The sequence below is a fragment of the Candidatus Methylomicrobium oryzae genome (assembly GCF_016745425.1).
GTDB classification, from domain to species: domain Bacteria; phylum Pseudomonadota; class Gammaproteobacteria; order Methylococcales; family Methylomonadaceae; genus Methylomicrobium; species Methylomicrobium oryzae.
The window spans coordinates 1-26795 of sequence record NZ_JAERVK010000007.1 but is presented as its reverse complement, the minus strand read 5'-3'; the positions used below and the strand labels follow the sequence as shown (position 1 = coordinate 26795).

18 protein-coding genes are annotated in these 26795 nt (G+C 56.6%); 11 read left to right on the top strand and 7 right to left on the bottom strand.

Annotated features, from left to right (window positions below):
- Window positions 1-411: 411 nt before the first annotated feature.
- The 5 genes from JJL52_RS09085 (at window position 412) to JJL52_RS09065 (ending at window position 7605) form a co-directional block, all read left to right on the top strand.
- Window positions 412-1026, top strand: coding sequence for a hypothetical protein (locus tag JJL52_RS09085; RefSeq protein WP_202052097.1), 615 nt, complete (start codon window positions 412-414; stop codon window positions 1024-1026).
- 120 nt (window positions 1027-1146) lie between these two features.
- Window positions 1147-2328: a patatin-like phospholipase family protein gene (locus JJL52_RS09080; RefSeq protein ID WP_202052096.1), complete on the top strand. Its 1182-nt coding sequence runs from the start codon at window positions 1147-1149 to the stop codon at window positions 2326-2328.
- The gene (locus JJL52_RS09075) at window positions 2325-3623 is read left to right on the top strand and encodes a TRAFs-binding domain-containing protein (protein WP_202052095.1); all 1299 of its coding nucleotides are present in this window, start codon (window positions 2325-2327) and stop codon (window positions 3621-3623) included. The genes JJL52_RS09080 and JJL52_RS09075 overlap by 4 nt, the downstream gene beginning before the upstream one ends.
- An 826-nt stretch (window positions 3624-4449) precedes the next feature.
- Window positions 4450-6027 carry a GGDEF domain-containing protein gene (locus JJL52_RS09070; protein ID WP_202052094.1) on the top strand — a complete coding sequence of 526 codons (1578 nt, stop codon included), beginning with the start codon at window positions 4450-4452 and terminating at the stop codon, window positions 6025-6027.
- A gap of 405 nt (window positions 6028-6432) precedes the next feature.
- The gene (locus JJL52_RS09065; protein WP_202052093.1) at window positions 6433-7605 is read left to right on the top strand and encodes a mechanosensitive ion channel protein MscS; all 1173 of its coding nucleotides are present in this window, start codon (window positions 6433-6435) and stop codon (window positions 7603-7605) included.
- On the opposite strand, the gene JJL52_RS09060 is transcribed toward JJL52_RS09065, so the two are convergent.
- The gene (locus tag JJL52_RS09060; RefSeq protein ID WP_236994156.1) at window positions 7583-8803 is read right to left on the bottom strand and encodes an OmpP1/FadL family transporter; all 1221 of its coding nucleotides are present in this window, start codon (window positions 8801-8803) and stop codon (window positions 7583-7585) included. The genes JJL52_RS09065 and JJL52_RS09060 overlap by 23 nt on opposite strands.
- A gap of 415 nt (window positions 8804-9218) precedes the next feature.
- Here JJL52_RS09060 and JJL52_RS09055 point away from each other — a divergent pair, with 415 nt between their 5' ends.
- The gene (locus JJL52_RS09055) at window positions 9219-9551 is read left to right on the top strand and encodes an REP-associated tyrosine transposase (protein ID WP_436231516.1); all 333 of its coding nucleotides are present in this window, start codon (window positions 9219-9221) and stop codon (window positions 9549-9551) included.
- Between the two features lie 161 nt (window positions 9552-9712).
- Here the strand turns inward: JJL52_RS09055 and JJL52_RS09050 are convergent, their stop codons facing one another.
- The 6 genes from JJL52_RS09050 to JJL52_RS09025 form a co-directional block, all read right to left on the bottom strand.
- Complete coding sequence (locus tag JJL52_RS09050; protein WP_202052091.1) at window positions 9713-10222, bottom strand: hypothetical protein; 510 nt, start codon at window positions 10220-10222, stop codon at window positions 9713-9715.
- 310 nt (window positions 10223-10532) lie between these two features.
- A complete protein-coding gene (locus JJL52_RS09045) occupies window positions 10533-10865 on the bottom strand; it encodes a hypothetical protein (RefSeq protein WP_202052090.1) in 333 nt (110 codons plus the stop codon).
- A gap of 218 nt (window positions 10866-11083) precedes the next feature.
- Window positions 11084-13978, bottom strand: coding sequence for an aminomethyl-transferring glycine dehydrogenase (gene gcvP / locus JJL52_RS09040; protein WP_202052089.1), 2895 nt, complete (start codon window positions 13976-13978; stop codon window positions 11084-11086).
- A 3-nt stretch (window positions 13979-13981) separates the two neighbouring features.
- On the bottom strand, window positions 13982-15058 hold the full coding sequence (gcvT, locus tag JJL52_RS09035) for a glycine cleavage system aminomethyltransferase GcvT (RefSeq protein ID WP_202052088.1): 1077 nt from the start codon (window positions 15056-15058) through the stop codon (window positions 13982-13984).
- 157 nt (window positions 15059-15215) lie between these two features.
- Window positions 15216-19109, bottom strand: coding sequence for a translocation/assembly module TamB domain-containing protein (locus JJL52_RS09030; protein WP_202052087.1), 3894 nt, complete (start codon window positions 19107-19109; stop codon window positions 15216-15218).
- On the bottom strand, window positions 19106-20854 hold the full coding sequence (locus JJL52_RS09025; protein WP_202052086.1) for an autotransporter assembly complex protein TamA: 1749 nt from the start codon (window positions 20852-20854) through the stop codon (window positions 19106-19108). Before JJL52_RS09025 ends, JJL52_RS09030 begins: the two co-directional genes overlap by 4 nt.
- A gap of 403 nt (window positions 20855-21257) precedes the next feature.
- On the opposite strand from JJL52_RS09025, the gene ppsA reads away from it, so the two are divergent.
- The 5 genes from ppsA (at window position 21258) to JJL52_RS09000 (ending at window position 26695) form a co-directional block, all read left to right on the top strand.
- Window positions 21258-23669: a phosphoenolpyruvate synthase gene (gene ppsA, locus JJL52_RS09020; RefSeq protein WP_202052085.1), complete on the top strand. Its 2412-nt coding sequence runs from the start codon at window positions 21258-21260 to the stop codon at window positions 23667-23669.
- 748 nt (window positions 23670-24417) lie between these two features.
- The gene (locus JJL52_RS09015) at window positions 24418-24792 is read left to right on the top strand and encodes a hypothetical protein (RefSeq protein WP_236994154.1); all 375 of its coding nucleotides are present in this window, start codon (window positions 24418-24420) and stop codon (window positions 24790-24792) included.
- A 246-nt stretch (window positions 24793-25038) separates the two neighbouring features.
- Window positions 25039-25860, top strand: a complete 822-nt coding sequence (locus JJL52_RS09010) for a hypothetical protein (RefSeq protein ID WP_202052084.1) — start codon at window positions 25039-25041, stop codon at window positions 25858-25860.
- A 1-nt stretch (window position 25861) separates the two neighbouring features.
- The gene (locus JJL52_RS09005) at window positions 25862-26365 is read left to right on the top strand and encodes a siphovirus Gp157 family protein (protein WP_202052083.1); all 504 of its coding nucleotides are present in this window, start codon (window positions 25862-25864) and stop codon (window positions 26363-26365) included.
- Window positions 26366-26479: 114 nt separating this feature from the next.
- The gene (locus JJL52_RS09000) at window positions 26480-26695 is read left to right on the top strand and encodes a helix-turn-helix domain-containing protein (protein WP_202052082.1); all 216 of its coding nucleotides are present in this window, start codon (window positions 26480-26482) and stop codon (window positions 26693-26695) included.
- Window positions 26696-26795: the final 100 nt, after the last annotated feature.

Below are 26795 nucleotides of genomic sequence, written 5' to 3'. Positions count from 1 at the left end.
TTAGCCTCAAATTCTTTCAGCAAAAGTTTGTTTATCGGCTGACGGATATTAATTGTTCTCAGGCGAAGGGCAAACTCAAGCTTCAAAGCCAATCGCGTAGGCATTACCTATCCGACCGGCGGAACACCATTCCGCCGGTCGGGCGGTAAGCGTAACAGGCCAGGGTTCGGCCTTTCCAATCTCCTTAAATCTGATCGATAATAGGGCTTGACAGGGCTTATCAAACCATTCAAGCTTGATCAAAGTTGTTGGCCCAACCGCAGGCGCTTTTTTGACTCTAGGCGCGGCAAGCGGCCGATCTTCCGTATCGCCAGGTTCGCGTATTGAACTTCGGGAGTGTGTTCGGCGCAGGTAAGGGATGGAATCCCGCCCATTCATTTCAATCGTTACATACACAGGAACCGCTTCCGCATGAAGATTGCGCCCGTCAGCTTCAAACCTAGCGCCTGCCGCGATGGATGGGTTCCGGAAAAAGTATTTTTGTTCAGCGGCCACATGATTGATTCTCCGGGCCGCAAAAGCCCGCGTTTTCCCGCGGCCAAGGAAAATATCGCCGGCAAGCGGATCGCGGCCGTACTTTCCGACCTGCAGGCAGGCCCGCACGACTTGGGATTGACTCAAGGCGCCTGCGGCGGCGATATTCTGTTTGCCGAGGCTTGCCGGCAACGCGGCGTCAGGCTGCAGCTGCTGCAACCTTTCGAAGAGCCGGTCTTTATCGAAAAGTCGGTCGCTATCGCCAATGCCAATTGGCTGAAGCGTTACCGGGCGATAACCGAAAGTTTGGAAACGCCACCGCTGGCTGCCCCTCGGGCGTTAGGCGAACTGTCGCCCGACACGGACCCTTACGAGCGCTGCAATCTTTGGTTGTTGGCCAGCGCGTTGGCTTACGGCCCCGAAAAGCTGACCTTCATCTGCCTATGGGACGGAAGCGGCGGCGACGGGCCGGGGGGTACGGCGCACATGGTGAAAGAAGTCGAAAAGCGGAATGGCCGGGTGGTCTGGTTGAATACCAAAACCCTGGAATGAGCGGGGCGCTTATCCTACCTCGCAACTGAGGCTACGCGTCAATATGATGAAACGCTGGCCGAGAGCTTTTGCAAAACCCAATTAAAAAAATAACTTTATGCAAGCCAACAGGAAGCCGTCATGAACCCTCCGATCCAGAATAGCAACGTGCTTAACCGCATCCAGTCACCGGGCCCCAAGAAAATCCTCGCCTGCGACGGCGGCGGCATCCTGGGCTTGATGAGCGTGGAAATTTTGGCCAGGCTGGAAGACCAATTGCGGCAGGCGCTGGGAAAAGGCGAAGAGTTCGTGCTGGCCGATTATTTCGATTTCGTTTGCGGAACCAGCACCGGCGCGATTATCGCCACCTGCATCGCCAGCGGCATGTCGATGGCGCGGGTTCGCCAGTTTTACCTGGACAGCGGCAAGCAGATGTTCGATAAGGCCTCGCTGTTGAAACGGCTTAAATACGATTACAACAAGGAACCCCTGGCCGAACTGCTCAAATCGTCGTTCGACGAACAGCTGCAGGAAAGCGCGGCGACGCTGGGCAGCGCCAACCTCAAAACCCTGCTGATGATGGTGATGCGTAACCACACCACCGATTCGCCCTGGCCGGTGTCGAACAACCCTTTCGCCAAATACAACGGCCGCGAACGCAAGGACTGCAACCTGAATCTGCCGCTGTGGCAACTGGTGCGGGCGAGCACCGCCGCGCCGACTTATTTCCCGCCGGAAATCGTGACCTTTGCCGAAGGCACGCCGGACGAATACAACTTCATCTTCGTGGACGGCGGCGTGACGACGTACAACAACCCGGCCTGGCTGGCGTTTCAGATGGCGACGGCCAGGCCCTACGCGATCAACTGGCAGACCGGGGCGGATAAACTGATGATCGTGTCGGTCGGCACCGGCAGTGTGGCGAACGCCAACCCCAATCTTAAGGTCGACGAGATGAATCTGCTGTATTTCGCCAAAAATATTCCTTCCGCGTTGATGAACGCCGCCTCGGCCGGCTGGGACATGACTTGCCGCCTGGTCGGCGAATGCCGGCACGGGAGGCCGATCGATCGGGAGTTCGGCGACATGGTGGTTCCGTGCGCCGATGGTTTGAATTGGACCGGTTCCAAATTATTTGCTTATCTTCGCTACGATCCCGACGTCAGCTTCGAAGGGCTGCATGCCCTCGGCCTGGGCGACATCAATCCCGCCAATGTACAGTTGCTGGATTCGGTCGACCATATCGGCGACATTCGCCGGGTCGGCAGCGCGTACGCAGAGAAAAACTGTTTTCCTGAACATTTCGAGGGGTTTTTAGCATGAGCCAATGTTTTGTTGTCCAGGGATTCGGCAAGAAAACCGATTACACCGACGGCCGGGTCTTGGACCTGGACGCGTCTTACGAAATCATCAAGATGGCGGTCGAAGCGGCCGGCTTGGAGTGCGTGCGCGCGGACGAAATCGTGCATGCCGGCACCATCGACGTGCCGATGTACGAGCGCCTGCTGAACGCCGACGTGGTCATTGCCGACCTGTCCACCTACAACGTCAATGCGGCGTTCGAACTGGGCGTGCGCTATGCGCTAAAGCCCTATACCACGATCGTGCTGGCCGAAGAACAGTTCAAAAACCCGTTCGACCTGTCGCATATCGTGCTGCGCCGCTACAAGCATCTGGGCGATGAAATCGGCTTCAAGGAAGCCAACCGCCTGATGAACGATTTGAAGGCCGCGATCGAGAAAATCCTCAGCCAGCCGGCCATCGACAGCCCGGTCTACACCTACCTGCCGCATTTGCAGCCGCCGGCGGCGAAGGCCGAGCCCGCGCATGCCGCGGCCGTGAAATCCGGCCTTTCATTCGGCCCTGCCGGGGACCTTGTCGGCGAAGACAATCCCAGCGCCAAGGCAATACTCGATGCGGCGATGAAAAAAATCGCCGCCAGCGATTTTGCCGCGGCCCGGATCTTGCTGGAAGAGGTCGACAAGCTGCGCCCGGAAGATTCGTTCGTGGTTCAGCAGCTGGCTCTGGCGACTTACAAAAGCAAGCAGCCGACCGTGGTCGAAGCGCTGCACGCCGCGCGCGACGTGCTCAAACGGCTGTCTCCCGAAATCTCGAACAACCCCGAAACCCTGGGGCTTTGGGGCGCCATCCATAAACGCCTATGGGAAGAATGCGGCCGCCCCGAATGCCTGTCGGAATGCATCGCCGCCTACGAGCGCGGCTTTTACCTGAAGCAGGACCATTATAACGGCATCAATCTGGCTTATCTGTTGAACCTACGCGCCCTGCAGTTTCTGCAGAGCGGCAACCGCGACGAAGCCGTCGCCGACTTCGTGCTCGCGAGGCGCGTGCGTAAGGATGTGATACGTTATGCTTCTGCACTGGCGGATAAGCTGGAAGACAGGGATAACCGCTATTGGGTCATCGCCTCATTATACGAAGCAGCTGTCGGCCTTGGCGATTCCCAAGCCGCCGCTTGGGAAACCAAAGCCAAAGCAATGGACGTGCCGGCCTGGATGCAGGAAACCCGTGAGTCCCAGGCGGCCAAACTGGGACAACTGCTCGAAACTTATGCCGAATTGTTTGCCAAGTCTATGGATACGGCTGAGCCCGCGTAGGTCCGATTAGCGCAGCGTAATCGGAGGCATAGTCAGGCTCGCCCTCTACTTCAGAAGACGCATCCCCGCACCAAGCCGGCGGATAAATCCCCTTGGCGACATAGCGATGAAAAGTCGAATAAGGCCAGTCCTCTACCCGCTTGACGTAGCCGTGCTTCAAGGGATTCACATGCACATAATCGATGTGGCATTGATAGTCGGCATCATTGCAAATCCAACGCTCCTGATAATGCCGCTGCCTACAGGGACTTAGGCAAGGAGCGTGAGCTTTGCCAGATGCTCCGTTCCCCTGCGGCTTTTCGCACATCAGACCGCCTTTCGGTGTTGGGTAAGTCGCGGGAAAACCCGCTTTTGATCAAGCGCCACCGTTTGCTGAAAGCGCTGTCAGCGTGCGGCAAGGTCCATATGCAATACAAATGTTCCGGCAAAACGACACAGTCCTCGGTTTGGAAAGGATGGCGCTCATGAACCCGCCACACTGTTTCGCGCAGCATGACTTTGTTCGCATTATGAAAAATGCGGCAAAGAGAGCATTGGCCTCGGCAGCATGCGTCCGATTACGCTGCGCTCACCGGACCTACGCGGGCTGGATAACAGCATCTGTACATGCCTGGCCGGTGAAGCATTTATGCGGGCTGAAAGTCCTGGGCAGAAAATAAGGGAGTTGCTTAGTTTGTAAAATAGACTAATGTTTTTCAATTGTGCGGATGCTTATTACTGGCTTCGTTCTGGTTTAGACGACTAAACTCTTTATGTAGAAAATATGGTAAAAATCACCCGATCAAGTGCGTGTTTCAGCATATGCTCCCCGCACACCGTGTTCAGCATGGTTATTTGCTTGATCGTGAGCCTTTCGTGGTCCTTGTCCTGTCTGGCCGATGCGAAGGAAATTGCCGGTTCTTGGTATCAAGCTCCCGAAGGTTGGACCTATCAGGGGCAGGGCGATATGACTGTTGCGGGACTCAAACCGGTTGCTAAAGTCGCATTGACTGGGGGCCATTTTTTTCAGCAGGCGGATTTCGACATTGATGCTCCAGGCCGCCATGTGCTGGATTTCAAGAATACCAGCACTATCGGGTACTTTCGGCATATCATCCTAGACGCTCATGGCCGTCCGGTTGTCGATCTGCAAGGCGGGATCCTGAGCAATGCGCTAAACCCTTTCTTTCTACGCCATGGTCGCGAAATCGATCTTCCGGCCGGTCATTACCGTCTGTTGACTGAACTGGACTCCCCTTTCTTTCTGGCCGATCCGCAACCCTATCTGGATTCGTTAACCAGTTACCGGCAAGCGATCAAACCGGGGAATGCGCTGGTTTTGACTTGCCTGGGCATGTTTTTGGGTTTGATGGTCTATTATGCGGCGCTGGCGGCTGTACGCCTGAATCTCTCTTCGATCATGTACTCGATCTTTATTCTCGGCAATCTGCTGTATAACGGCACGGCGCTGCTGGCATTTACAGAATTGTTCGATATGCACTGGTTTTATCTGGTTAGTTTCCCAATCCTGTTTTCCAACTTCGCCTATATTCTGTTCGTCATGTCTTTGTTGGAAATCCGGCCTGAGGCTTATCCGCGCCTGAACAGGGCCGGTAAACTATCATTAGTCTTGCTGGGAGGAGGCATAGCGTTGGCGATGTTGATGCCTCACTGGTCGCTGGAAATCGATCGTTACGGTGTTGGTTTGTTTCTGCTTTACGGCTTGGTTGCCGGTATTGCCCGATCACTTGAGGGCAGCACGACCGCGCGGCTTTACCTGTGCGCGATCGGGGCGTTTTTTGTGCTGGGAATTACGGCAATTTCAATCAATAGCCTCAGCTTTTACACTTTGTACGCCGAACACATGGGCCTGGTTTCGGTTTCGGTAGAAGTCATGCTGTTGGCTCTGGTTCAGGCTTACCAGTTTGCCCAGCTATATCGCGATAAGCAATATGCGCTGGAATGCCTGGAATACAGCAATCAGGTAGCCAGAACCGATAATTTGACCGGTCTGCCCAATCGTGTGGCTTTGGATATGACACTGGAGAATTTGCCCTCTCATGGCAGCTTGACATTTATCGATATGGATGGCCTCAAGTATTACAACGACCGATTCGGACATGAACGCGGAGACGAATTGCTGTGCGTATTTGCCCGGCATCTGAACGAATTTTTGGGCGACAATGCCCAGGCGCACCGTTTGGGCGGCGACGAGTTCGCGATTACTTGCGAGCAAGGCGATGTGCTGTGGATCGAGAAAATGTTGATGCAAGCAATTGACGCCATGCGTGCCGGCGGATTCGGCTCTGTCGGCGCCAGTTCCGGTTCGGCATATGTTTATGAAGCTACAAGTAAAGAAAAACTCATGCACATGGCCGATTGCCGGATGTATGAAAATAAGCGTCTTCGTAAAACGATGGGGTAGACCACCAGGCAATGCCGTTAAGTTAAGTTAAGAAAAAACACGTCATTCCGGCATACCCTGAAGGGCCCAAGGGGTATGCCGGAGCAATTCGTCGGGAGCGAATTGGCATTAACCCCAACGGGGTGCGGAGCAGGATAGCTCCGCATGAATCCAGGCGCCAGGGATGGCAAGCTTTAATACATCCCTGCACTCTGGATCCCGGCACAAATCTGTCTGGAACAGATTTGCATTTACCCGGAGGGTGCCAGGCAGGAAAGCCCGGCACCCTTCGGGTCCATGCCGGGATGACGGCTTAACTTAACGGCATTGGATCACCAGGTACATATCGTGAAGCAAGCATTTTCGCAGGCGGAGATGCTTGGAAGGTCATAAATCAATTCTATAACAACTAGCGAGGGGAGAATAATGCAGCGTATTTACGGTTTGATCTGGCCGATTGTATTATCAATCGTGTTACCGCTTGTAGCGGCGTGGCTGGCTTATCCGGAAACCCATTTGCCGCCCGGCTTCGGCGTATTCCCGCCGCTTTTTGTGGAGGAACCGCCCGGTTTCAATTTGATAGTCTTTATTGCATTGGCACTGGTAGAGGCTGCGTTCTATCTATTTTTATTATTCCCTCAATGGTTCGGTTTTACGATACCGGTTCCACCGCCGAAGCCGGCTCCCGCAGCATTGCCTGTGTGGTTTTGGATAGGCTCGGTGCTGACACTGTTTTTCTGGTGGTTGATGTGGGCGCGGGTCACGCCTTTCGGCGATTTGGTGTACTACGCTTTTACTCCTTTATGGTGGGGCTTTATTCTGGCCTTGGACGGATTGACCTATCGTCGTAGCGGCGGTTATTCATTGCTGGCGGCGCGGCCGAAAACATTGTTTATTAGCGCAGCCATCTCAATAGTGGGCTGGCTGTATTTTGAATATTTCGATTACTTTACGCTCGGCAACTGGTATTACCCGAACACCGCGGACGGCGTGATGCCGCTTAGCCACGGCACCATCGTGCTGCTGTTCCTGATTGCCTATACCACGGTCTGGCCCGCGATTTTCGAATGGTACACGCTGTTGAACACATTTCCCGGATTAGCCAGCCGATACAGCAACGGTCCTAAGATAGCGTTGCCGGGCGGACTGTTGCTGTGGGGCGGCTTATTGCTGATCTTTGCCGTGGTGTTTGCGCCCTATCCGCTGTTTTGGGCAATGTGGGTGGGGCCGCTGGCAATCGTCTCCGGCCAACTGATCAGGAAAAACATATGGAATCCGTTTACACCCATGGCCGAAGGTAATTGGGGGCCGGCCTTGCTGGTGGCGATCGGCAGTTTGTGTAACGGGTTTTTCTGGGAGTTATGGAACTGGGGCAGCAATGCCAACCCGGACATTCCGCCGACTAACCCTAATTATTGGATATACGATATTCCTTACGTCAACGTTATCCATATTTTTGCCGAAATGCCGATTTTGGGCTACATAGGTTATATCCCTTTCGGCATTCTGGTATGGGTGGTGTTCATTTGGTTCGGGAAAGTGTTCGGTTTTGACACCGAATTATTGAAAAATGATTCTACCAACGACGGCTCAACATAACGTGCAGGAATAAGGCTTCGTTTCTGACTTCGGCGTTGCCGAAGAGAGGGCTGGTATATTGTTCTTTGACCGGCAACATATATTCCAGGCCGCCGGTAAAGCGCCATTCCCGGCTGATCTGATGCGCTGCGCCGACCGTGATATGATGATCGAGAATCCCGGCCAACAAAGGGCTGGCGTTCTGGGCCGGTATCGGGCTATTGCCGTAGTTATGCCCTAGGTAGAGCGTTGTCCTTTTATCCCAGTTATAAGCAAGCCCGGAAGCGAACACCCACTGATTGCTCCAATCGCCGGCGGTCACGATTTGATAGACCGCCGGCGCTAAAGGATTTTCAGGATCGGTGGCGCGAATGGTTGCGGATTTGATCGCGTCGGCCCAATTGATCCAATTGACTTTAAACGATAGCAGCAGACTATCGGCCGGTTTGAACGCGAAGCCCAGTGCCACTTCGCGCGGCAGCGCCAGACCGGTCACGCTGGCATTATGGTACTTGACTCTTCCCAGCCCCATCTCCGAGTAATTTGCAGTCAGCTCACCGTCGGTCAGCGGCAAATCGATTTTTTCGGTGTAAGTTGCGGCCAGTGTTAGAGACGGATTGACGCGGTACTGTACACCCAGCCTGAACCCCACTTTAAGCGCAGTAGTGCCGTCAAGCCTATAGCCTGCAAACGGGGCAGCGCCGACCGACGTATCGGGGAAAAACTTCTGTCTTACGCTGGCATAAGTGACCGCCAGACTGGCTCCCACCGACCAGCTGTCATTGATGCGGCAACCCATTCCGGGACTGACTTTGGCCATGCCGAATAGTGAACTTATCTCATCGCGGTTGCCGAATGGAGTATTAATATTTTTGAATATTCCACCGGCGCCGCCCTGGCTGAACAGGCCGACTCCGGCAGTGCAAGGTAGTGAATCAAACGAAGCGGCATAACCGCCGCCGCCAAGAAAGGTATATTTATTATCGGCGTGTTTGTTATTGCCCAGGCTATCTTTATGAGTGAGATCGAAAGTGCGCAATCCCGAAGCAAAACCGTCGAATGCCTGTCCGTGAATCTGTGTCAGGCCGGCAGGATTGGTGTTCAGTGCGCTGGTGTCGCGGGCTACCGCAATATCGGCGCCGCCCATCAAGGTCGATTCGGCGCCGAAGCCGATCAGGTTGAAGCCATTGGTGGCGAAGGCCGTAGGGCTAAGCAGCATAAACGGTAACGCCAAGCCGAATATGCCCCCGTGATTTTTGGTAAATAAATGCATGATAAATCAGCGCCTGTTTTTGGCCGATAGTGTCGCATAAATTTTACATTTTTCACCAGATATTCATTTTTTTCGATAATTGATTTTTAGAAAATGGCAATGCAGTAAAAATCTGTATATTAACTCTTAGGAGCCTGTCGGACTTGAGCCGGTTTTCGGATCAGGTTTCCGTACCTTTTTCGTAGGTTTTGCGAATATCCGCATTGTCAAAACGTTAGTGACAGCGCTGTAAACTACGTCACGAGTGGGTTAAGTCTGAACTAATACCATAGAAGCGTTTCCATTTTCCGTTTCACTTCACCCGCCTGCGTAGGTCCGATTAGCGCAGCGTAATCGGGCCTACGCGGGCTGTGTTTGGACCTTGCCGCCCGGCGACAGCGATTTCAGTATGCGGTGGCGCTTGATCAAAAGCGGATTTTCTCGCATCTTACCCCAAACCGAACGCAGGTCGGACGTGCGAAAAGCCGCGGGGGAGCGGGGTATCTGGCAGCGGCATTATTGGGAGCATTTGATTCGTGACGATGCCGATTATCAACGCCATGTTGATTATGTGCATGTGAATCCCTTGAAGCACGGCTACGTCAAGCGGGTAGAGGACTGGCCTTATTCGACTTTTCATCGCTATGTCGCCAAGGGGATTTATCCGCCGGCTTGGTGCGGGGATGCTTCTTCCGATATAGAGGGCGATGCCTGACATGCGTCCGATTACGCTGCGCTAATCGGACCTACGCGAGCTATCCCCATCATGAAATCGTAGGATGTGCCGACGTCAGGAGGCGCATCAATTGTGAAAGTGACTCGACAGATGCGCTTCGTTCCTCAGCGCATCCTACGGCCCTACGCGGGCTTGTGAGTTTATATAATTATGTCAAAATATTTTACATAATTATCAAATGCTTTAGCCGCTTCGCCCGAAGAAGCCTCGCTTTTAACAGACCAATCTGCAATGTACCCTTTTTTGAAAATAAATCTTCCCTGTTTTAATAGTAACTGTCCATTCCAGTTGTAAGTAATAACATAGTCGGCATTGGATGATTCACTTGATTTGTAACTTACCGATAAAAGAGAATATTTAACATTTGTTATTTCTGCGCTTTGTAGATATGGCACTATTTTGTTTTTTAAGTATTCATTAAAAAAATTTTCTGCTTCGCCCTTATCAGCAAGAGCGAAATTGAGTTTTGATTGGTATGTAATATTGTATTGAGCGGTTTCTGCCTTGTTCCTGCATTCATAGTTGTATATATACAATCCATCACCTCCTAATGAAACTTTTCCTTTTAGGATCGGCACGCAATCTGATGCTGATTTTATTTCAGCATTTATACCTTCATGAAAATTGTATATTTTGTTTTCTGCGTTCACGACTAATGATGTTAAGAAAATGCTGAAAATTAAAAATGCTCTACAATAATTATTCATCGTTTATATAAGATATTGTTTTTTTCAGGAAAAAACTATTTTTACCGTAACCTGGTATCCCACCTCAGAATGCAGTTAGAGCTGTTCCATAGGCGTATGACGCGGGGCATCAAACAAACATTTCTGTTGCCCGGATAGGGAGACCAAAGAAAAGCAGTCTATTTTATTCTAACGCTACACATAACCTGACAAAAAAGTCGAGCGTAGCGTAGCTTTTTGCAGTCTGAAGTTTATGCGATTGTTATGCATATAGTTAAGCATCTATGGAATCGAAGCTTTCTACTCCGAGGCTAGCCAGTAAATTTTTGATCTCCTCGAAGTCATAGTTGGCAACAGCCATTTTGTAGTAATTATTTGATTTTTTTGCCCGATGAAATGCATCTTTCACTTCAGGTAGGACGTTTTTCAGGCCGTCTATATCTGAAATGGAAAAATCTAAATCCAGCGATGATAGATAAATCAACCCTTGCTCATGAATAGTGAGAGAAGGCAATCTTTGCTCTGAAAGCATTGGCGAATTTTTTCTTACTTCATCCCATGTTGCACTTGAAAAGTATTCGTCCCAGTTGAAGGGCTTATTTTTCACGCTTGTTTGCCTCGATCTCTAATTGCATAACGTTAAGTGGACGCCTATTATAGCCCGCGTAGGTCCGATTAGCGCAGCGTAATCGGACGCATGTCAAGCATCGCCCTCTACTTCGGAAGAAGCATCCCCGCACCAAGCCGGCGGATAAATCCCTTTCGCGACATAGTCGCGATTGATGCGCCTCACGTTGTTCGGCACATCCTAGATGACCTACGGCTTTATTGATAATCTTCCATCGGCGGACAGGTGCAGACTACATGGCGGTCCCCGTACACATTGTCGATCCTCCCGACCGGCGGCCAGTATTTGTCGTCCTGCTGGTGTTCGGCCGGAAAGAAGGCCTGCTTACGGGAATAGGGTAGGGTCCAGTCTTCGAGCAGGAGCCGGTGCGTGTGGGGCGCGTGCTTGAGTACATTGTTTTCGGGGTCGGCGCGGCCGGCTTCGATTTCGGCGATTTCGTTCCGGATCGCGATCAGCGCATCGCAGAAGCGGTCGATTTCGTCCTTGCTCTCGCTTTCGGTCGGCTCGATCATCAGGGTTTCCGGCACGGGGAACGATACGGTCGGGGCATGGAAGCCGAAATCGATCAGCCGTTTGGCGATGTCTTCGACGGTAATGCCGCAGGAGTATTTAAAGGTGCGGCAGTCGATGATGCACTCGTGCGCGACCCAGCCGTTCTTGCCGGTGTACAGGATCGGGTAATGCGGTGCGAGCCGCTTGGCGATGTAGTTCGCGTTCAGGATCGCGGTCAGGGTGGCTTTTTTGAGCCCGGCCGCGCCCATCATCGCGATATAGGCCCAGGAAATCGTATAGATGCTGGCCGAGCCCCAGGGCGCGGCTGCAACCGTGCCGACCGTGCCGTAGCGGCCTTTGTTCGGATTGACGTTTTTGACGACCGGATGGTCGGGCAGGTAAGGCGCCAGATGCGCGCCGACGCCGATCGGGCCGACGCCGGGTCCGCCGCCGCCGTGCGGAATGCTGAAGGTCTTGTGCAGGTTCAAATGCGCGACATCGGCGCCGATCCTGCCGGGTCGGCTGAGGCCGACCAGCGCGTTGAAATTGGCGCCGTCCAGATAGACCTGGCCGCCATGCGCGTGGACCAGGTCGCAGAGGGTCCGGAACGCTTCCTCGAATACGCCGTGCGTGGAAGGGTAGGTGATCATCAGCGCGGCGACCGTATCATGATACTCGTCCAGTTTGGCTTTCAAGTCGTCGAGGCTGACGTTGCCGTTGTCGTCGCAGGCGACCACGACCACCTTCAGACCGGCCAGCACCGCGCTGGCCGGGTTGGTGCCGTGCGCGGAGGCGGGGATCAGGCAGACGTTGCGTTGGCCCTGGCCGCTCACCTCGTGGTATTTCCGAATTACCAATAGGCCTGTGTATTCACCCTGCGAGCCCGCGTTCGGCTGCAGCGAAAACGCATCGAAGCCGGTCAGGTCGCAGAGCATGTCTTCGAGCTCGGCGAACATCTGCTGGTAGCCGAGCGTCTGGTACAGCGGCGCGAACGGATGTAGGCCGTTGAATTCGTGGTAAGAGATCGACTGCATTTCGGTCGCCGCGTTCAGCTTCATCGTGCACGATCCCAAGGGAATCATCGAGCGGTCCAGCGCGATGTCGCGCCGCGCCAGCCGGCGCATGTAGCGCATCATCTCGGTTTCGGAATGGTAGCGCGCGAAGACCGGATGCTGCAGGATCGGATCGCTGCGCAGCAGGTCGTTGGGGATGCATTCCTCGATCGTTTTATGCAGCCGGTTGATGTCCGGAAATTCGGCCGCCGGCGCCGCGAACACTTGCCAGACCGCCCGCAGCGTGTTGCGGGTGGTCGTTTCGTCGAGCGAGATGCCGAGATGGTCCGGATCGATCACGCGCAGGTTGATCGTCGCTTCCATCGCCTGCGCGGCGATCCGTTTGGCCCGGTTCGGCACGCGCACGACGATGGTGTCGAAGTAGCAACGGCTGACGACCTCATGGCCCATCAGTTTGAGCCCTTTCGAGAGAATTTGCGCATAGCGGTGCACGCGTCCGGCGATCATCTTGAGGCCGTCCGCGCCGTGGTAGACCGCGTAAAAACCCGCGATCACCGCGAGCAGCACCTGCGAGGTGCAGATATTGCTGGTCGCCTTGTCGCGGCGGATATGCTGTTCGCGCGTCTGCAGCGCCATGCGCAGGGCGGCCTGGCCGTGGCTGTCCTTTGAGACGCCGATGATCCGCCCCGGCATCGAGCGCTTGTATTCGTCCTTGGTCGCGAAAAAGGCCGCGTGCGGGCCGCCGTAGCCCATCGGCACGCCGAAACGCTGCGAATTGCCGACCACGATGTCGGCCCCGAACGCGGCCGGCGGCTTCAGTAAAACCAGGCTCAACAGGTCGGCAGCGACCGTGACCAGCGCCGATTTTTGCTTCGCGATACCGACGATTTCGGAAAGATCGCGGATTTCGCCTTGCGAGCCGGGATACTGCACGATTACCGTAAAGAAGTCGTGCCGGTCGAGCCCTTGGTAAGGATCGCCGACGATCACCCGGTAGCCGAGCGAGCGCGCCCGGGTCTGGACCACCGCGATCGTCTGCGGATGGCAGTCCTGGTCGACGAAGACCGTGTTGTTGGTGCCGTGCGAGAGGCGGCGCGCCATCGTCATCGCTTCGGCCGCGGCGGTCGCTTCATCCAGCAGCGAAGCGTTCGCGATTTCCATGCCGGTCAAATCGATCACCATCTGCTGAAAATTCAGCAGCGCTTCCAGCCGGCCCTGGCTGACTTCGGCCTGGTACGGAGTATAGGCGGTGTACCAGCCGGGGTTTTCGAGCACGTTGCGCTTGATCACGGCCGGCATGATCGTGTCGTAATAGCCCATCCCGATCAGCGAGGTAAACACCTTGTTGCGTTCGCGGATCTTGCGCAGGTGCTTGATCACCGCGTTCTCGCTGATCGTTTCGGTCAGCTTTAAGGGCTCGGTGTTCAGAATGTCGGCCGGCAGCGCCTTGTCGATAATCTGTTCAAGATCGGTTAGGCCCAGTTCGGCCAGCATCTGCCGGGTTTGTTCGGGATTCGGGCCGATATGGCGGCGGATGAAGTCGCCGAGCATTTCCAGTTGGTTCAGGGTAGGGCGCGGTGTAGTCATGGCTTAACGGCGGTAGCGGTGAGGAATGAAAGGGAGGGGGACGACCGACAGCATGATCCGGCGGTCCCGGACTTCGGCGAACAGCGTGGTGCCCGCCGCGGCGTAAGCCGTTTCGAGCCGTGCCAGCGCCACCGGTTTGGCAAGGCTCGGCGCGAAGCTGCCGCTGGTGACGCGGCCGACGCTCTGGCCCCGGTCGTTCAATAAAGTCGCGCCTTCCCGAATCGGCACCTTGCCTTCCGCGATCAGCCCCGCGCGGACGAATGCCGGACCGTGTTGGCGCTGGGCGAGGATTTTTTCGGCGCCGGGAAAGCGGTCGTGGCCTTTTTTGATGATCCACGCAAGCCCCGCTTCGACCGGGGTAATCATTTCGTTCAGCTCGTGCCCGTACAGGCAAAGGCCCGCTTCCAGCCGCAGCGTGTCGCGCGCGCCGAGCCCGACCGGCGCGACAAGGGGTTCGGCGAGCAGCACGCGGGCCAGGCGTTCGGCTTCGGAAATATTGACCGAAATCTCGAAGCCGTCCTCGCCGGTGTACCCGCTGCGGCTGATCGAGCATGCAATCCCGTCGAGTTCGGCTTCGGCGAACTGCATGAATTTGAGTTCTGCAACAGCCGGGGAAAACTTCCGGATCACGGCTTCGGCTTTGGGACCCTGCAGCGCGAACAGCGCGCGGTCCTGCAGATTTTTAAGGGCCGGCAGAGAACGGCTCAGGTGCGCGAAATCCTGGTCCCTGCGGGCCGCGTTCACGACGATAAAGAGTCCCGTCCCGGTCCGGCTGACGATGATGTCGTCGAGCACGCCGCCGTTGTCCAGCGTCAGCACGGTGTATTTCTGAAAGCCGGGACGCAGGCCCGTGATGTCGCTCGGCGTCAGGTTTTCGAGTACGCCGGCGGCCTCGGTACCTTCGACTTCGAATTGACCCATGTGCGAGATATCGAAAAAGCCGGCCTGGCTCCGGCAGTGCAGGTGTTCCCGGATGATGCCCGTTGGATAATGCAGCGGCATCTCGTAACCCGCGAAAGGCGCCATCTTTGCGCCGAGTTCGAGGTGTAACGCATGCAGAGGAAGAGTCTTCAATGTCATCGCATACCGAGCCTGAATGTTATGATTCGATCAGTTTAACCGAATTTCGGCCGAATCGAAGCGGCGATTTCATCGCGTTTTTTCAAGTGTTCCTGCCGGCTTGATAGACCTGCCGGGTTTTGAAAACCTGGCAGGTCTATCACCTAGCCGAACGAAGCTAATCGGTATCGAATTCGTAATTGATTTTGACCCGCTGCGCCGTGCCGGCCTGGGTTTCCAGGTTTAGGTTTTCGGTCAGTCTGCGCTTCATTACCAGTGCGGCCTGATTATTGAAAAGGCCGACCTTGGCGCCGACATAAAAACCGGGCGCCAGGTACCGCCCGGCCTGTACCAGCGTATCTTCCAGCGTTTTGCCTTGCTTGATTTCGAACTCGCTGAACCCGAGTTTGTTCGCGATCCAGCCGACCCGGGAAGAACCGTAGGCGAGCGCCGCGCCGGCGACCATCTCGCCTTCGCTCTGGCCGACCTGATCGAGCGGGCCGCCGGTGACGAGGTAGGCCAGCACATCGGTTTCCGGCAGCGGAGGATTCGAAGAAAGCCGCGTTTTGGGCGTTTTCAGAGGGCCGCTCACGTTGACGATCGCGGTGACCTTTTCGTCCTTCGATAGCCGGGTCGCTTCCACATCGAGCCAGGGATTGTCGAGCGGGCCGTTGAACGCGATCTTGCCCCGCTTAATGGCCAGGTCTTGCCCGTAACTTTTATAGCTGCCTTTTTCCATATCGATATTGCCGTTCGCGGCGATTTTTTCGCCGGCCTTGCTGACCCGGAGTTTACCGGTAAGGCCGGTCTTGAGGCCCATGCCGGAAAACCGGATTTCGCGGCCGAGTTCGATTTCGACGTTCGCATCGAGCGGAATCGGCGGCACCGCCTCCTCGCGCTTTTTTTCTTCGCCCAGGATCACTTCGTCCTTGCTGACCGGGACCGCGTTTTCGGGAAGTTCTTTCAGTTCGATCCGCGCTTTCGGAATGGCCAGGGTTCCGCTGATTTTGCGTGCCTCGGCCGTCATCAGCAGCGACAGATCGGGGCTGACGGTCACCTGGGCTTCGGGGAGCCGGGCCGCTTCGAACCGGTTACCTTGCAAGCGGAATTGGCCGTTGCCGGAAAGATCAGCAAATCCGTCCAGGTTGATCGTGCCTTGTCCCGATCGGGCCGAGCCCTCGATCCGGACCGGCCGTTCGTTGTCCATGTCGGCTGTCGCCCGAAGCCGGATATCGCGAACCGCAATGCCGAGCGGCAGCACCGCGGCGCCGCCCTCTGAAAGCGTCATGTCGCCCCGTATCTCAGGAGCGTCCGTTTGTCCGGCGATCCTGAAATCGGCCGCCAGCCGGCCTTTGATATCCCCCAATTGCGCGTCGGTCAACGGCGCCAGCAACGACCAGTCGGTCAGCGATGCGGTTATCCGGCCGTCCAGGGTTTGCCGCTCGCCGGTGTCCATCCGCATGTCGGCATCGATCCGGTTCCGGGAGCCGATGCCCAGCTTCAGCGCTGCGCTGAGGGTGTTTTCGTGCAAAACCGCCTCGGCATCGGCCTCGATCCGTTCCTGGACCGGTTTTTGGACGGTCACGCCCGGAGAGCTCAACATGGCTAGCCGCGTGGAGCCTTGCAGTTGGATGCGGGTTTCGCGCCGGCCCGACGCTGTCGCCCTGAGATCGATTTCCCGGAGGGCAATTCCCGCTCCCGTCATTTCGACAAGCCCTTCGGTTAGAGCGAGCGTTCCGGTGACTTCAGGTTTTTGCAGGCTGCCTTCGATGCCGAGATCCGCCCGCAGATGCCCTTTAATGTTCGAAAGCGCCGGAGCGAAAGACTTGATCAGGTCCAGCCGGCGTACCGAGGCGTCGATCCGGCCTGAAAGCGTTTGCGGGGCGGCGGTGTTCAAGCGCAGGTTGCCGCGCAGATAATCCTGTTCGACGAGCTTCACATCGGCAACGGCGGTAACCTCCTGGCCTTTCAAGGCACCCGACACGGCCAAGGGGCCCAATGCGATCGTCTGCGGTTTCGGTTTTGCCGGTAGTTGAAGAGTGGTACGGCCGGGCAGCGATACGTTGTATTTTCCGCTCAGACGCTGTTTCTGCCTGTTGAAGTCGATGTCCGCATCGAGCAGGCCGATCAGGCTGAAGCCTGCCGGGAAATAATCCTGAAACAGGCCGGTGGGGAAATTCGCCACCTGCGCGGCCAGCTTGAAATCGCTGTTTGGCCAGTAGTGCCCATTCGCGCAGACCGAAGACTTCTGCCCGGCCAGGCAGCCGGTATCCAGCGCGAATTCGACGCCTTCGGGCTTTTTTTGTGCGCGCATCGGCCACGGTTTTTCGAGTTCCCACTGGCTGCCGTCGCTGGGCCGGCGTATGTCCAGGCGCGTCAGTTTGCCTTCCCAGCGGCCGTCGTTCAGATCGCCGTCGAGCGCGGCAGCGATGTCGGCATGAGTCGAATCGATCCGGGCCTTGAATCGATGCCGTCGTTCCGAGCCGGAGGCGTCTACCGATAACTGTTCGATCAGCAGCCCGCCGCTTTGGATGGAGCGGGCGGAAACCGCGAGGGTCGAGTTTTCCTGCGCACCTGCCTGGTAATCGATCGCGATGTCCGCGCGTTCGATCCTGTGTTCGCCGAAACGCAGGGCTTGGCCTTTGCCCTGGAATGACAACGAGGGCTGTTTCAACGCGCCGCGCAGTTGCGCGCTGCCTTCGAAACGGCCGCCGAGCGTCGGCCAGAGCGTGTTCAGGTTCGACGCCTCAATCGCCGCGTCCAGCGTGTCGCGTGCAGAGCCGAGCGTGCCGTTCAGCGCGAGCTTGTTCGGGCCGGAAGCCAGCGTCAGGTTGTCGGCCTTGAGCCTGTCGTCCGCCAGCGCCAGCCCGCCTCCGCCGCGTAACGGGCGCCCGCGCAGATTGCCGGCCAGTTTATCGATGCGGGCATCGAGCCATAGTTTGCCGCCGGCAAGCCTACCCCCGCTGCGTACCGTCATCGACACCTTGCCCGGCAGTTCCGGCGACAGCACGGCGGGGTTGAAGTCCTGCGCGTTTAAGGCCAGATCGAAGGTGATTTCGTCGGGTGGCCAGGCGAGACCGCCGCTGGCTCGAAACACCCCGTCCGGCGACCGGAGTTCGAGCGCTTCGATCTCTAGCGTTTCCAGGCTGCCCCGGCCCTTCAGCGCCAGCATCGCCTTCGGCAATGCCGCGGGGCTGAGTTCGCCGTTCAGCACGATCCAGTAGCCGCGGAGTGGACCTGAGAGTTCCAGCCGACCGGAGTCGCTGCGTACCTGCGGCGCTTTCGCGGCGAGCGGCCAGGCCAGCTTTCGCCATTCGGCGTGCAAATTCAGCTTCGGTTTTTCTGACCAATCGTCCGCGGTTCCCTTGAGTTGAAGTTCAAAAGGGGAGGCGAGCTGGCCTTCGAGCCGAATTTGCCGGGCATCGCCCTGAAGCTGCGCTTTGCCCTTCCAGTCGCCGTATTCGCCGGCAGCGGCCTGGCCCTCGGCGGCCAGCAGAAACGCCAGTTCTCCCCGGAGCGTAACCTCGGCCCGCGCATTCAGCGCGGCGTTATCGGTCTTCAGCGCAAGGTCGGGAATGATAAGGCGCTCGTTCTCGGTCCGGGCGGAGAATTGCAGTTCGTCGAGGCGCTGTTCCGTCTCGCCTTGCCGAAAGGTCAAATCGGTTATACGCGCGCGGCCGATGAAAATACCGATCGGCAGTCGCGGCAGGCTGTTCGGGGCGAAAGGCTTTTGGGCGGCAGGCGCTTCCGACGGCGTCAAGATAATCGCGGGCGTATCCACGACGATTTCGTCGATAGCAAGCGTTCCGCCGAAAAGCCGGGCGGGTTTCCAGGCGAAGACGAACCGGTCGACCGCGATATGCGCAGTGTCACTCCGGTAGTCGAAACCGGTCAGCGTCAGGCGGCCGAGCAGCCGGCCTTCGATCGCATCGGCGGCGATTTCGGCCGGCAGGAAGGCAAAACCCTGCCGCAGCAGCCAGCGGGTGCCGGCCTCGGTGTAGAGCAGCCCGATCAGGACAAGCGGCAGCGCCAGCACCGCCGCGAGAACGATCAGGAACACACGCTTTTTCATAAGCGCATGCCGGCGGCGAAATGGACCTGAAACGAAGACGCCGCTTCATTCAGCGGCACCGCGAAATCCAGCCGAATCGGGCCGATCGGCGAATACCAGCGGACGCCCAGGCCCGTGCCGACCTTTACGTCGATTCCCCCCGAGTTATACGCATCGCCGGCATCGACGAACGCCGCGAGTCCCCAGTTGTCGAGAATCGGATGCTCGTATTCGGCGCTGACCACGCTCAAAAACCTGCCGCCGATCACGCTGCCGGTTCTGTCCCGCGGCCCGAGTTCCTTATAGTCATAGCCCCGGATGCTGTTCATCCCGCCCGCGTAAAACCGGTAGGAAGGCGGCAGTTTGTCGAAATCGCCGACCAGCGTTGCGCCCTGCTCGGCTCGCCCGAGGAAAATTCCGCCCCAGGGCAGTTGATGCCGCCAGACCGCAGCCACCGAACCCTGCGCAAAGCTGACTTCGGACAGCGGGTTTTCATAGCTGCCGGCCAGGTTGAACTCTAATCTGTAGCCTTCGGTCGGACGCAGGGGATCGTTCGAGACGGAGCGCAGCCAGTTGCCGCCGGGGACTAACAGTACCACCTCCTCCTGGGTTGCGCCGATCCGGAAGTCTTCGTAAACCCAGTCGAGGAACAGGGTCTGCTTCCAGCCGCTGTCGTACGCATGTTTCAGGCGGGACGACAGCTTGCCGGAGCGCGATTCGAACGTATCGGTGTCTTCGCGCTTAAATCCCGCGCCGAAACTGAAAAAATCGGTCGTCGGTTTGGCTAGCGGGATGTTGTATTCGATATCCGCAGTCGACAGCACCTGGGAAATGTCGAGATTGGCGTTCAGGAAATGGCCTCGCCGGTTCAGGCGGCGGTTCTGGTAGGCGGCGGTTACCAGCGGGCCGACGTCGGTGGCGAAGCCCAGGCCGAAGCTGTAGTGATGCACTTTCTTGGGCGTCAGGCGAACAGAGACGGGTACGTTTTGCCGGTGTTCGACGTCGGCCGCGGGCCGGATGTCGATCTGCTCGAAATAGCCGCTTCTGGACAGCGCGTCGTAAGTTTTCCCCAAGGCATCGCTGGAATAAAAATCGCCCGGTTTGAAGGCGATGAATTTCCGAACGAATTCCGGGTTGAGGATATCCTGTTCGACGTTCACGTCGCCGAAACGCAGCCGGTTTTTCGAATCGAAAGACAGCCGGAACGTTGCGGTGTTTGTGGCCGGGTCGACGATTAGCCGGCTTTCCGAAAAGCTTCCGTTCAGATAGCCGGTTGCGGTCGCCAGCGATTTGATCTCGTTCTTCATTTTTTCGTAGCGGTCGTGGCGCAGCGGCTGGTTTTTTTCGGCGGCCAGTTTATCCCGTAATTCGCGGAATGCGGGATCGCTTTCGGCCTCGCCGCGCAGCGTAATCCGGATGTCGTTCACGACTGTCCGCGGGCCGGGCGAAATGTCGAATTTTGCGTGCCAGCAGGCATCATCAACACTCAGCGATTTTTCGACGGCGGCGTGATAATAGCCGAACGCGCGCATCGCCTGATCGATTTCGGTGTCGGCTTTATCGAACAGGCGCTCGATCATCCACCGCGAAGCGTCGCATTGTTCTCTGGCTAACGATAAGGATAACTCGACGTTCTTCGCGGCTTCGCCTTCGATGCCGCGGATCGCGGTTTCTGCAGGAACATCCGTGAAGAGCAGGGAAAGCGCGGCTATTCGCACGGCTTGCTGCAGCGGTGAAGGATTTCGAGCCAAACGGGACAATCGCATCCGATGACCTCCATGGTATCAGAGTAAGCCACCTTATTTTTTCCTCAACGCTTCTTTCGAAGAGAGGCCTAAAATTCCGCATTTCCCGTTCCAAGTCGGGTAGGGCAGCGAAACTCCATGCCGTTAATCGATTCGCGATGCCTTCGCCGTGCGATTCGGAACAGGCCATCATTACGGTAATCTTTGATTTGCGTCCATTGCCGGACACCCTTAAACCTATTTTTGACTAAGACAGCCGCAACCCGCAACCGGTTTATTAAGGCACTCCTTAAAATATCATATGCAGAGACCGCGCAAGCTATCCGTTTAGCCGGGATTTTTGCGTATTTGCGGAAAACGACTGATACTAGACTACAATTGATTTTCGCGGCCGATCCGGCCGCGCCCGTACAAGGAGACAAGCATGCCCGAACAGATGCAATATATCCGCTGGTTTAACGAATTGTCGATCGAAGACGTGCCTTTGGTGGGCGGCAAGAACGCTTCGCTGGGCGAAATGTACCGCGAACTGACGCCGAAAGGCATTCGGATTCCGAACGGTTTTGCGGTGACCGCGGAGGCCTACCGCTATATTCTCGATCAGGCCGGCGCCTGGGAAGCCCTGCATCGGGTGCTCGACGACCTCGATCCGGACGATGTGGCCGATCTTGCCAGATGCGCCCGGTCGGCCCGGGAAATTATCTATGGCGCACCGTTTCCGGACGATCTTGAATGGGAAATCCTCGGGGCGTACGCCGAGTTGCAAAAGGAATACGGAGACGACTTGAGCGTTGCGGTGCGCAGTTCCGCGACCGCGGAAGACCTGCCGACCGCCAGCTTCGCCGGCCAGCAGGATACCTATCTGAACATCAGCGGCGAGCACGCGCTGCTCGACGCCTGCAAGCGCTGCATGGCCAGCCTGTTCACCGACCGGGCGATCCATTACCGGGTCGACCAGGGCTTCGACCATTTCAAGCTGGCGCTGTCGGTTGGGGTGATGAAGATGGTCCGCTCCGATCTCGCGGCCAGCGGTGTGATGTTTTCGCTCGACACCGAATCGGGCTTCAAGGACGTGGTGTTCATTACCGGCGCTTACGGCTTGGGCGAAAACGTGGTGCAGGGGGCGGTCGATCCGGACGAGTTTTACGTGCACAAGCCGACTTACGAGCAGGGCTACCGTAGCGTGCTCCGGCGTTCGCTCGGCGCCAAGAAGATCAAGATGATCTACAGCGAGGGCCGCACACGTGAGCCGACCCGCAACATCGAAACCAGCGAACAGGAGCGCGCCCGGTTCTGCATCGGCGACGAGGATGCGCTGACCCTGGGCGGCTATGCGATCGAGATCGAAAAGCACTACAGCGCCAAGGCCGGCATGCAGCGGCCGATGGACATCGAATGGGCGAAGGACGGTATCGACGGCGAGCTTTACATCGTGCAGGCGCGTCCGGAAACGGTTGCGTCGCTGAAACAGGGCGCGTCGCTTGATCAGTTCGTGCTGAAAGGCTCTGCAACGCCTATCGTTACCGGTCGCGCGGTCGGCGGCCGGATCGCTCAGGGCAACGCCCGGGTGATCGATCATGTCGAGCAGCTGTCCCAATTCAAGGCCGGCGAGGTGCTGGTGGCGGACATCACGACCCCGGATTGGGAGCCGGTGATGAAGATCGCGTCCGCGATTGTGACCAACCGGGGTGGCCGTACCTGCCATGCGGCGATCGTGGCCCGCGAGCTCGGGGTGCCGGCGGTAGTCGGCTGCGAAAACGCCACCGAAGTGCTGAAGACCGACGGGCCGGTGACCGTTTCCTGCGCGGAAGGCGATGTCGGCAAGATCTACCCGGGCCTGATCGACTTCGAAAAAATCACCACCGACCTGTCCGGCATGGCGCGTCCGAAGACCCACATCATGCTGAACATCGGTAATCCCGAAGCGGCGTTCAAGCACAGCTTCCTGCCGAACGACGGCGTCGGCCTAGCCCGGATGGAGTTCATCATCACCGAATCGATCAAAGCGCATCCGATGGCGCTGATCCATCGGGAAAAAGTGCAGGACGAGGCCGAGAAAGCGCAACTGGAAGCGCTGACTCAGCAGTACGAGAGCGGCCGGGATTTCTTCATCCAACGCCTGGCCGAAGGGGTGGGAACGATCGCGGCGGCGTTTTACCCGAAACCGGTGGTGGTCCGGATGTCCGATTTCAAGACCAACGAGTACGCGACGCTGCTCGGTGGCCGTTGGTTCGAGTTCGACGAAGCGAATCCGATGATCGGCTTCCGCGGTGCCTCGCGCTATGTGCATCCCGCCTATGCCGAAGGCTTCGCGCTCGAATGTGCGGCAATGAAATATGTGCGCGAGACGATGGGGCTGACCAACCTGATCCTGATGATTCCGTTCTGCCGGCGCGTCGACGAGGCCGAACGGGTACTCGACTCCATGGCGAAGTTGGGCTTGAAGCGGGGCGAGAACGGTCTGCAGGTGTACGTGATGTGCGAGATTCCGAACAACGTGATCCTGATCGACGAATTCGCCAAGCATTTCGACGGCTTCTCGATCGGCTCGAACGACTTGACCCAGTTAACCTTGGGCGTCGACCGCGATTCCGAAATCGTGGCGAACGATTTCGACGAGCGCGACCCGGGTGTGAAAGAGATGATCCGCCTCGCGGTCGAAGGCGCGCGCCGTAACGGGCGCCATTGCGGACTCTGCGGCCAGGCGCCGTCCGATTATCCCGAAATGGCCGAATTCCTGGTCGAAATCGGGATCGATTCGATGAGCCTGAATCCGGATACGGTGCTGCAAACGACCTCGCGGATTCTGGAAACCGAGAAGCGGGTGAGGCGGTAGCCGCCGCCTCTCACGTTCCGCTGGGACGCGAGGGCCGGAGCGGGGGGCCGCGTTCCCATATCGGGCGCTCGTCGTTATACCTTTTAAACTCCGCTGCTTGAATACGGGTTAAGAGCTAAAGGCTGTTATGCTGTGAAAGCAGCCTATTTAAAATCCCCCCTGCCCCCCTTTTTCAAAGGGGGGGGAAAGCGGCATTGTCAAACGTTATTTTGTCGACGTAGTTAATACTCCGGCTCCCCCTTTTTTCAAAGGGAAGGAAAGCGGCCTTGTCAAAGGGGCGAGGGCAGGCGTCGCTTCAACAAGGGCCAAAACGCCATTCCCCTTTGACCAAAACGGCTATCCCCTTTTTGAAAAGAGAGCGACTACGCTGGAGACATTCCCCCCTTTGAAAAAGGGGGGCAGGGGGGATTTGCTCTGCAAAGAGTGGATGGGACACCCCTGATGCAGCACTTAATCCGCATTTGAGTTTTGCAGGACGGACGTATGACGATGAGTGCAGAGCGTGGGGCGATGACTTTTCATTCAAGAGGAAAGATCGTCGATTCCGGCATGCCGTGAGGGCGACTCAATCCGCTCCCTTCTCGTTCTGTCCAAAATATCTATATGAAAAAGATAGTATTTTGGTGTAAAATATGAATATATTCATATATTTTTCCCCCGTTTGCGCTTAGGAGTTCGTTTGTATGGACAAGAGAGACGGAGGGCAACTTTTCCGGTTCTGCTAGGTCTGACATGATCAATTGACAGGATGAAAAGCGCCCTGAAATATGAATATATTCATATTGCGGAGTTTGCTCCATCTTTTTCGGAGATTGTTATTTTGACAAATCTTGAAAAAAAACAGCGAAGTGCCGTGAACGTGGTCCGCACCGCATTGGATAGCCAAGGCATCCACGGGCGGGACGTCTGCGCCAGTTGGGCGAGCCGGGTGCTTTCGGCGGAGTGTGCCGAAAACTTTGCCGTTTTTGTCTCGGCTCCGCCCGGTGCGGATATCGAGCCTTATTACGAAACCGGCAAAACTCTCACGGAAGCTGTCCGAAAAGTACTCGCCGCCGTGAAAGGCCAGCGAAAGAAAAACGGCGTTGAAGCAACGGATGAAAGTCCCGAGGCGGCGCCGTTTTGAGGCTGTTTCGGCTCCGGGCCTTGATTCCTCATTCTCCCTAATTTTATTTATCAGGAGGGCCTCCATTATGACGATTCAAACAGAAAAATTTCAGCGATCCGGTTCGGCGCGATAAACCCGGTTGATACCCGATGCGTCCGACCTGCAACAACCGTCCTTCTTCCGGAAGAACATCGAAAGATACCGCGGAAACAGGCATCCGCCCGGTTTCGCCGTTTCTCAATCGCATAGATGAGTGTGTTTATTATGCAATCTACATCGCAAGCAGTGGTTCCGGCCACTATTGAAAAACAGCCGGAAAACGAACCTCCGGTAATCGCCGCCAATCCGCTCGATTTGCCGGCCGATATGTTCAAGGAAGGACTGGATCGGCGTAAGCAGAACCGCGCCGCACTGATGGCCTGGGTTCGGGATGCCTTGATCGAAGGTCTGGATTTCGGAAAAATCCATGTCGCGAACAGGCGGTGTTCGGCCGGCAAGGATTGCCGGAATCCGGCCCATTTCAGCAAGCCGAGCCTATTCAAAGCCGGCGCGGAAAAAATTTGCGGTATGCTGGGCCTGATGGTTCGCTATCCGACGCTGCCCGACTACGAAAAGGCGGCGTTGAACGGCACGCAGCTCAGCCAGATCATTATCCGCTGCGAAATTGTCGACGGTTCCGGCCGCGTCGTTGCCGATGGAGTAGGGGCCCGGATCGTTTCGCAGGATAACGGCGACATCAACAAATCGCTGAAAATGGCCGAGAAATCCGCCCATATCGACGCCACGCTGAGGATGGCCGGCTTGTCGGAGGTCTTCACCCAGGATCTTGAAGACATGATGCAGTTGCGCGAAGCGGAAAGCATTCGGGAAGCGGAAACCACTGTGCTGAACAACGGTTTCGAGGGGATCACCAAGGAACAGCTCAAACAGCTGGAAGTGAAGATAAGAGAACTCGGCCTCGACCGAAAACGGGTCAAAGCCTGGATGGCCAACGCGTCGCATCAGCGTTTCAGAACCTTTCTGGATTTGAACCAGGAGTTCTACCACCGGCTTTACAGTAAGCTCGATCAGTTTGCAGGAGTGTAAGGTGCCCAATTTAACGCTGTACCAGTTGAGCGCCCAGTACCTGCAGGCCCTCGATGCTTTGGCCGACCCGGAGGCCGAGCTGCCGGCGGAAGCGGTCAGCGACACGCTGGAGGCGCTGGCCGGAGAATTGGAGGAGAAGGCCGTCAATGTCGCCAAATTTTTGCGCAACATGGAAGCCACCGCTGAAGCAATTAAAGCCGCCGAGGCGAATATGGCAAAGCGCCGGAAGACGTTGGAAAATCGGGTGCAATGGCTGAAAGACTACCTGAGAAGCAACATGGAGCATAGCGGTATAACCGAAATCGAATGCCCTTATTTCAGGGTGACGATTCAGAGCAATCCGCCAGCGGTCGAAATTTGCGACGAAGACTCGGTGCCGGCCGAATTCAAAGAGCCGGTCGTCAGCTGGAAAGTCGATAAAACAGCGATCAGAAAAGCGCTGCAGGCGGGGCAGAGCGTCGCTGGCGCCAGCCTAAGCCAAGGCGCGCGCCTCGTAATCAAATAAACCCGCCGTTACAGACTAAGGGCCGTTTTACGGCCCTTTTTTTTGCGACTTTTTTAGACGGATTATGAATATGTTCATATAATGCTGAGCTTATTCTTGAGGAGGGATTACCTGATGCGAATCGGCGACATATTAAAAAATAAACGGCTCAGCCTCGGGCTGACCCAGCAGGAGCTCGAGAACCGGTCCGGCGTCACTCAGTCGATGATCAGCAAGCTCGAACAGGGCCAGGCCGAAAACATTTCGATCGACGCGTTGCGCAGGCTTGCAAGAGCACTGAGTTGCCTCACCATCGATCTGCTTCCGGAAAAGGACAAGATCAAAAAATAGTCTCTCTACCTACCGCTTTCAGGTTAAGGTTCTTCCTGCACGACGATCCTATTGCGGCCGGCCGCCTTGGCGCGGTACAGGGCCGCATCGGCCCGGTCGA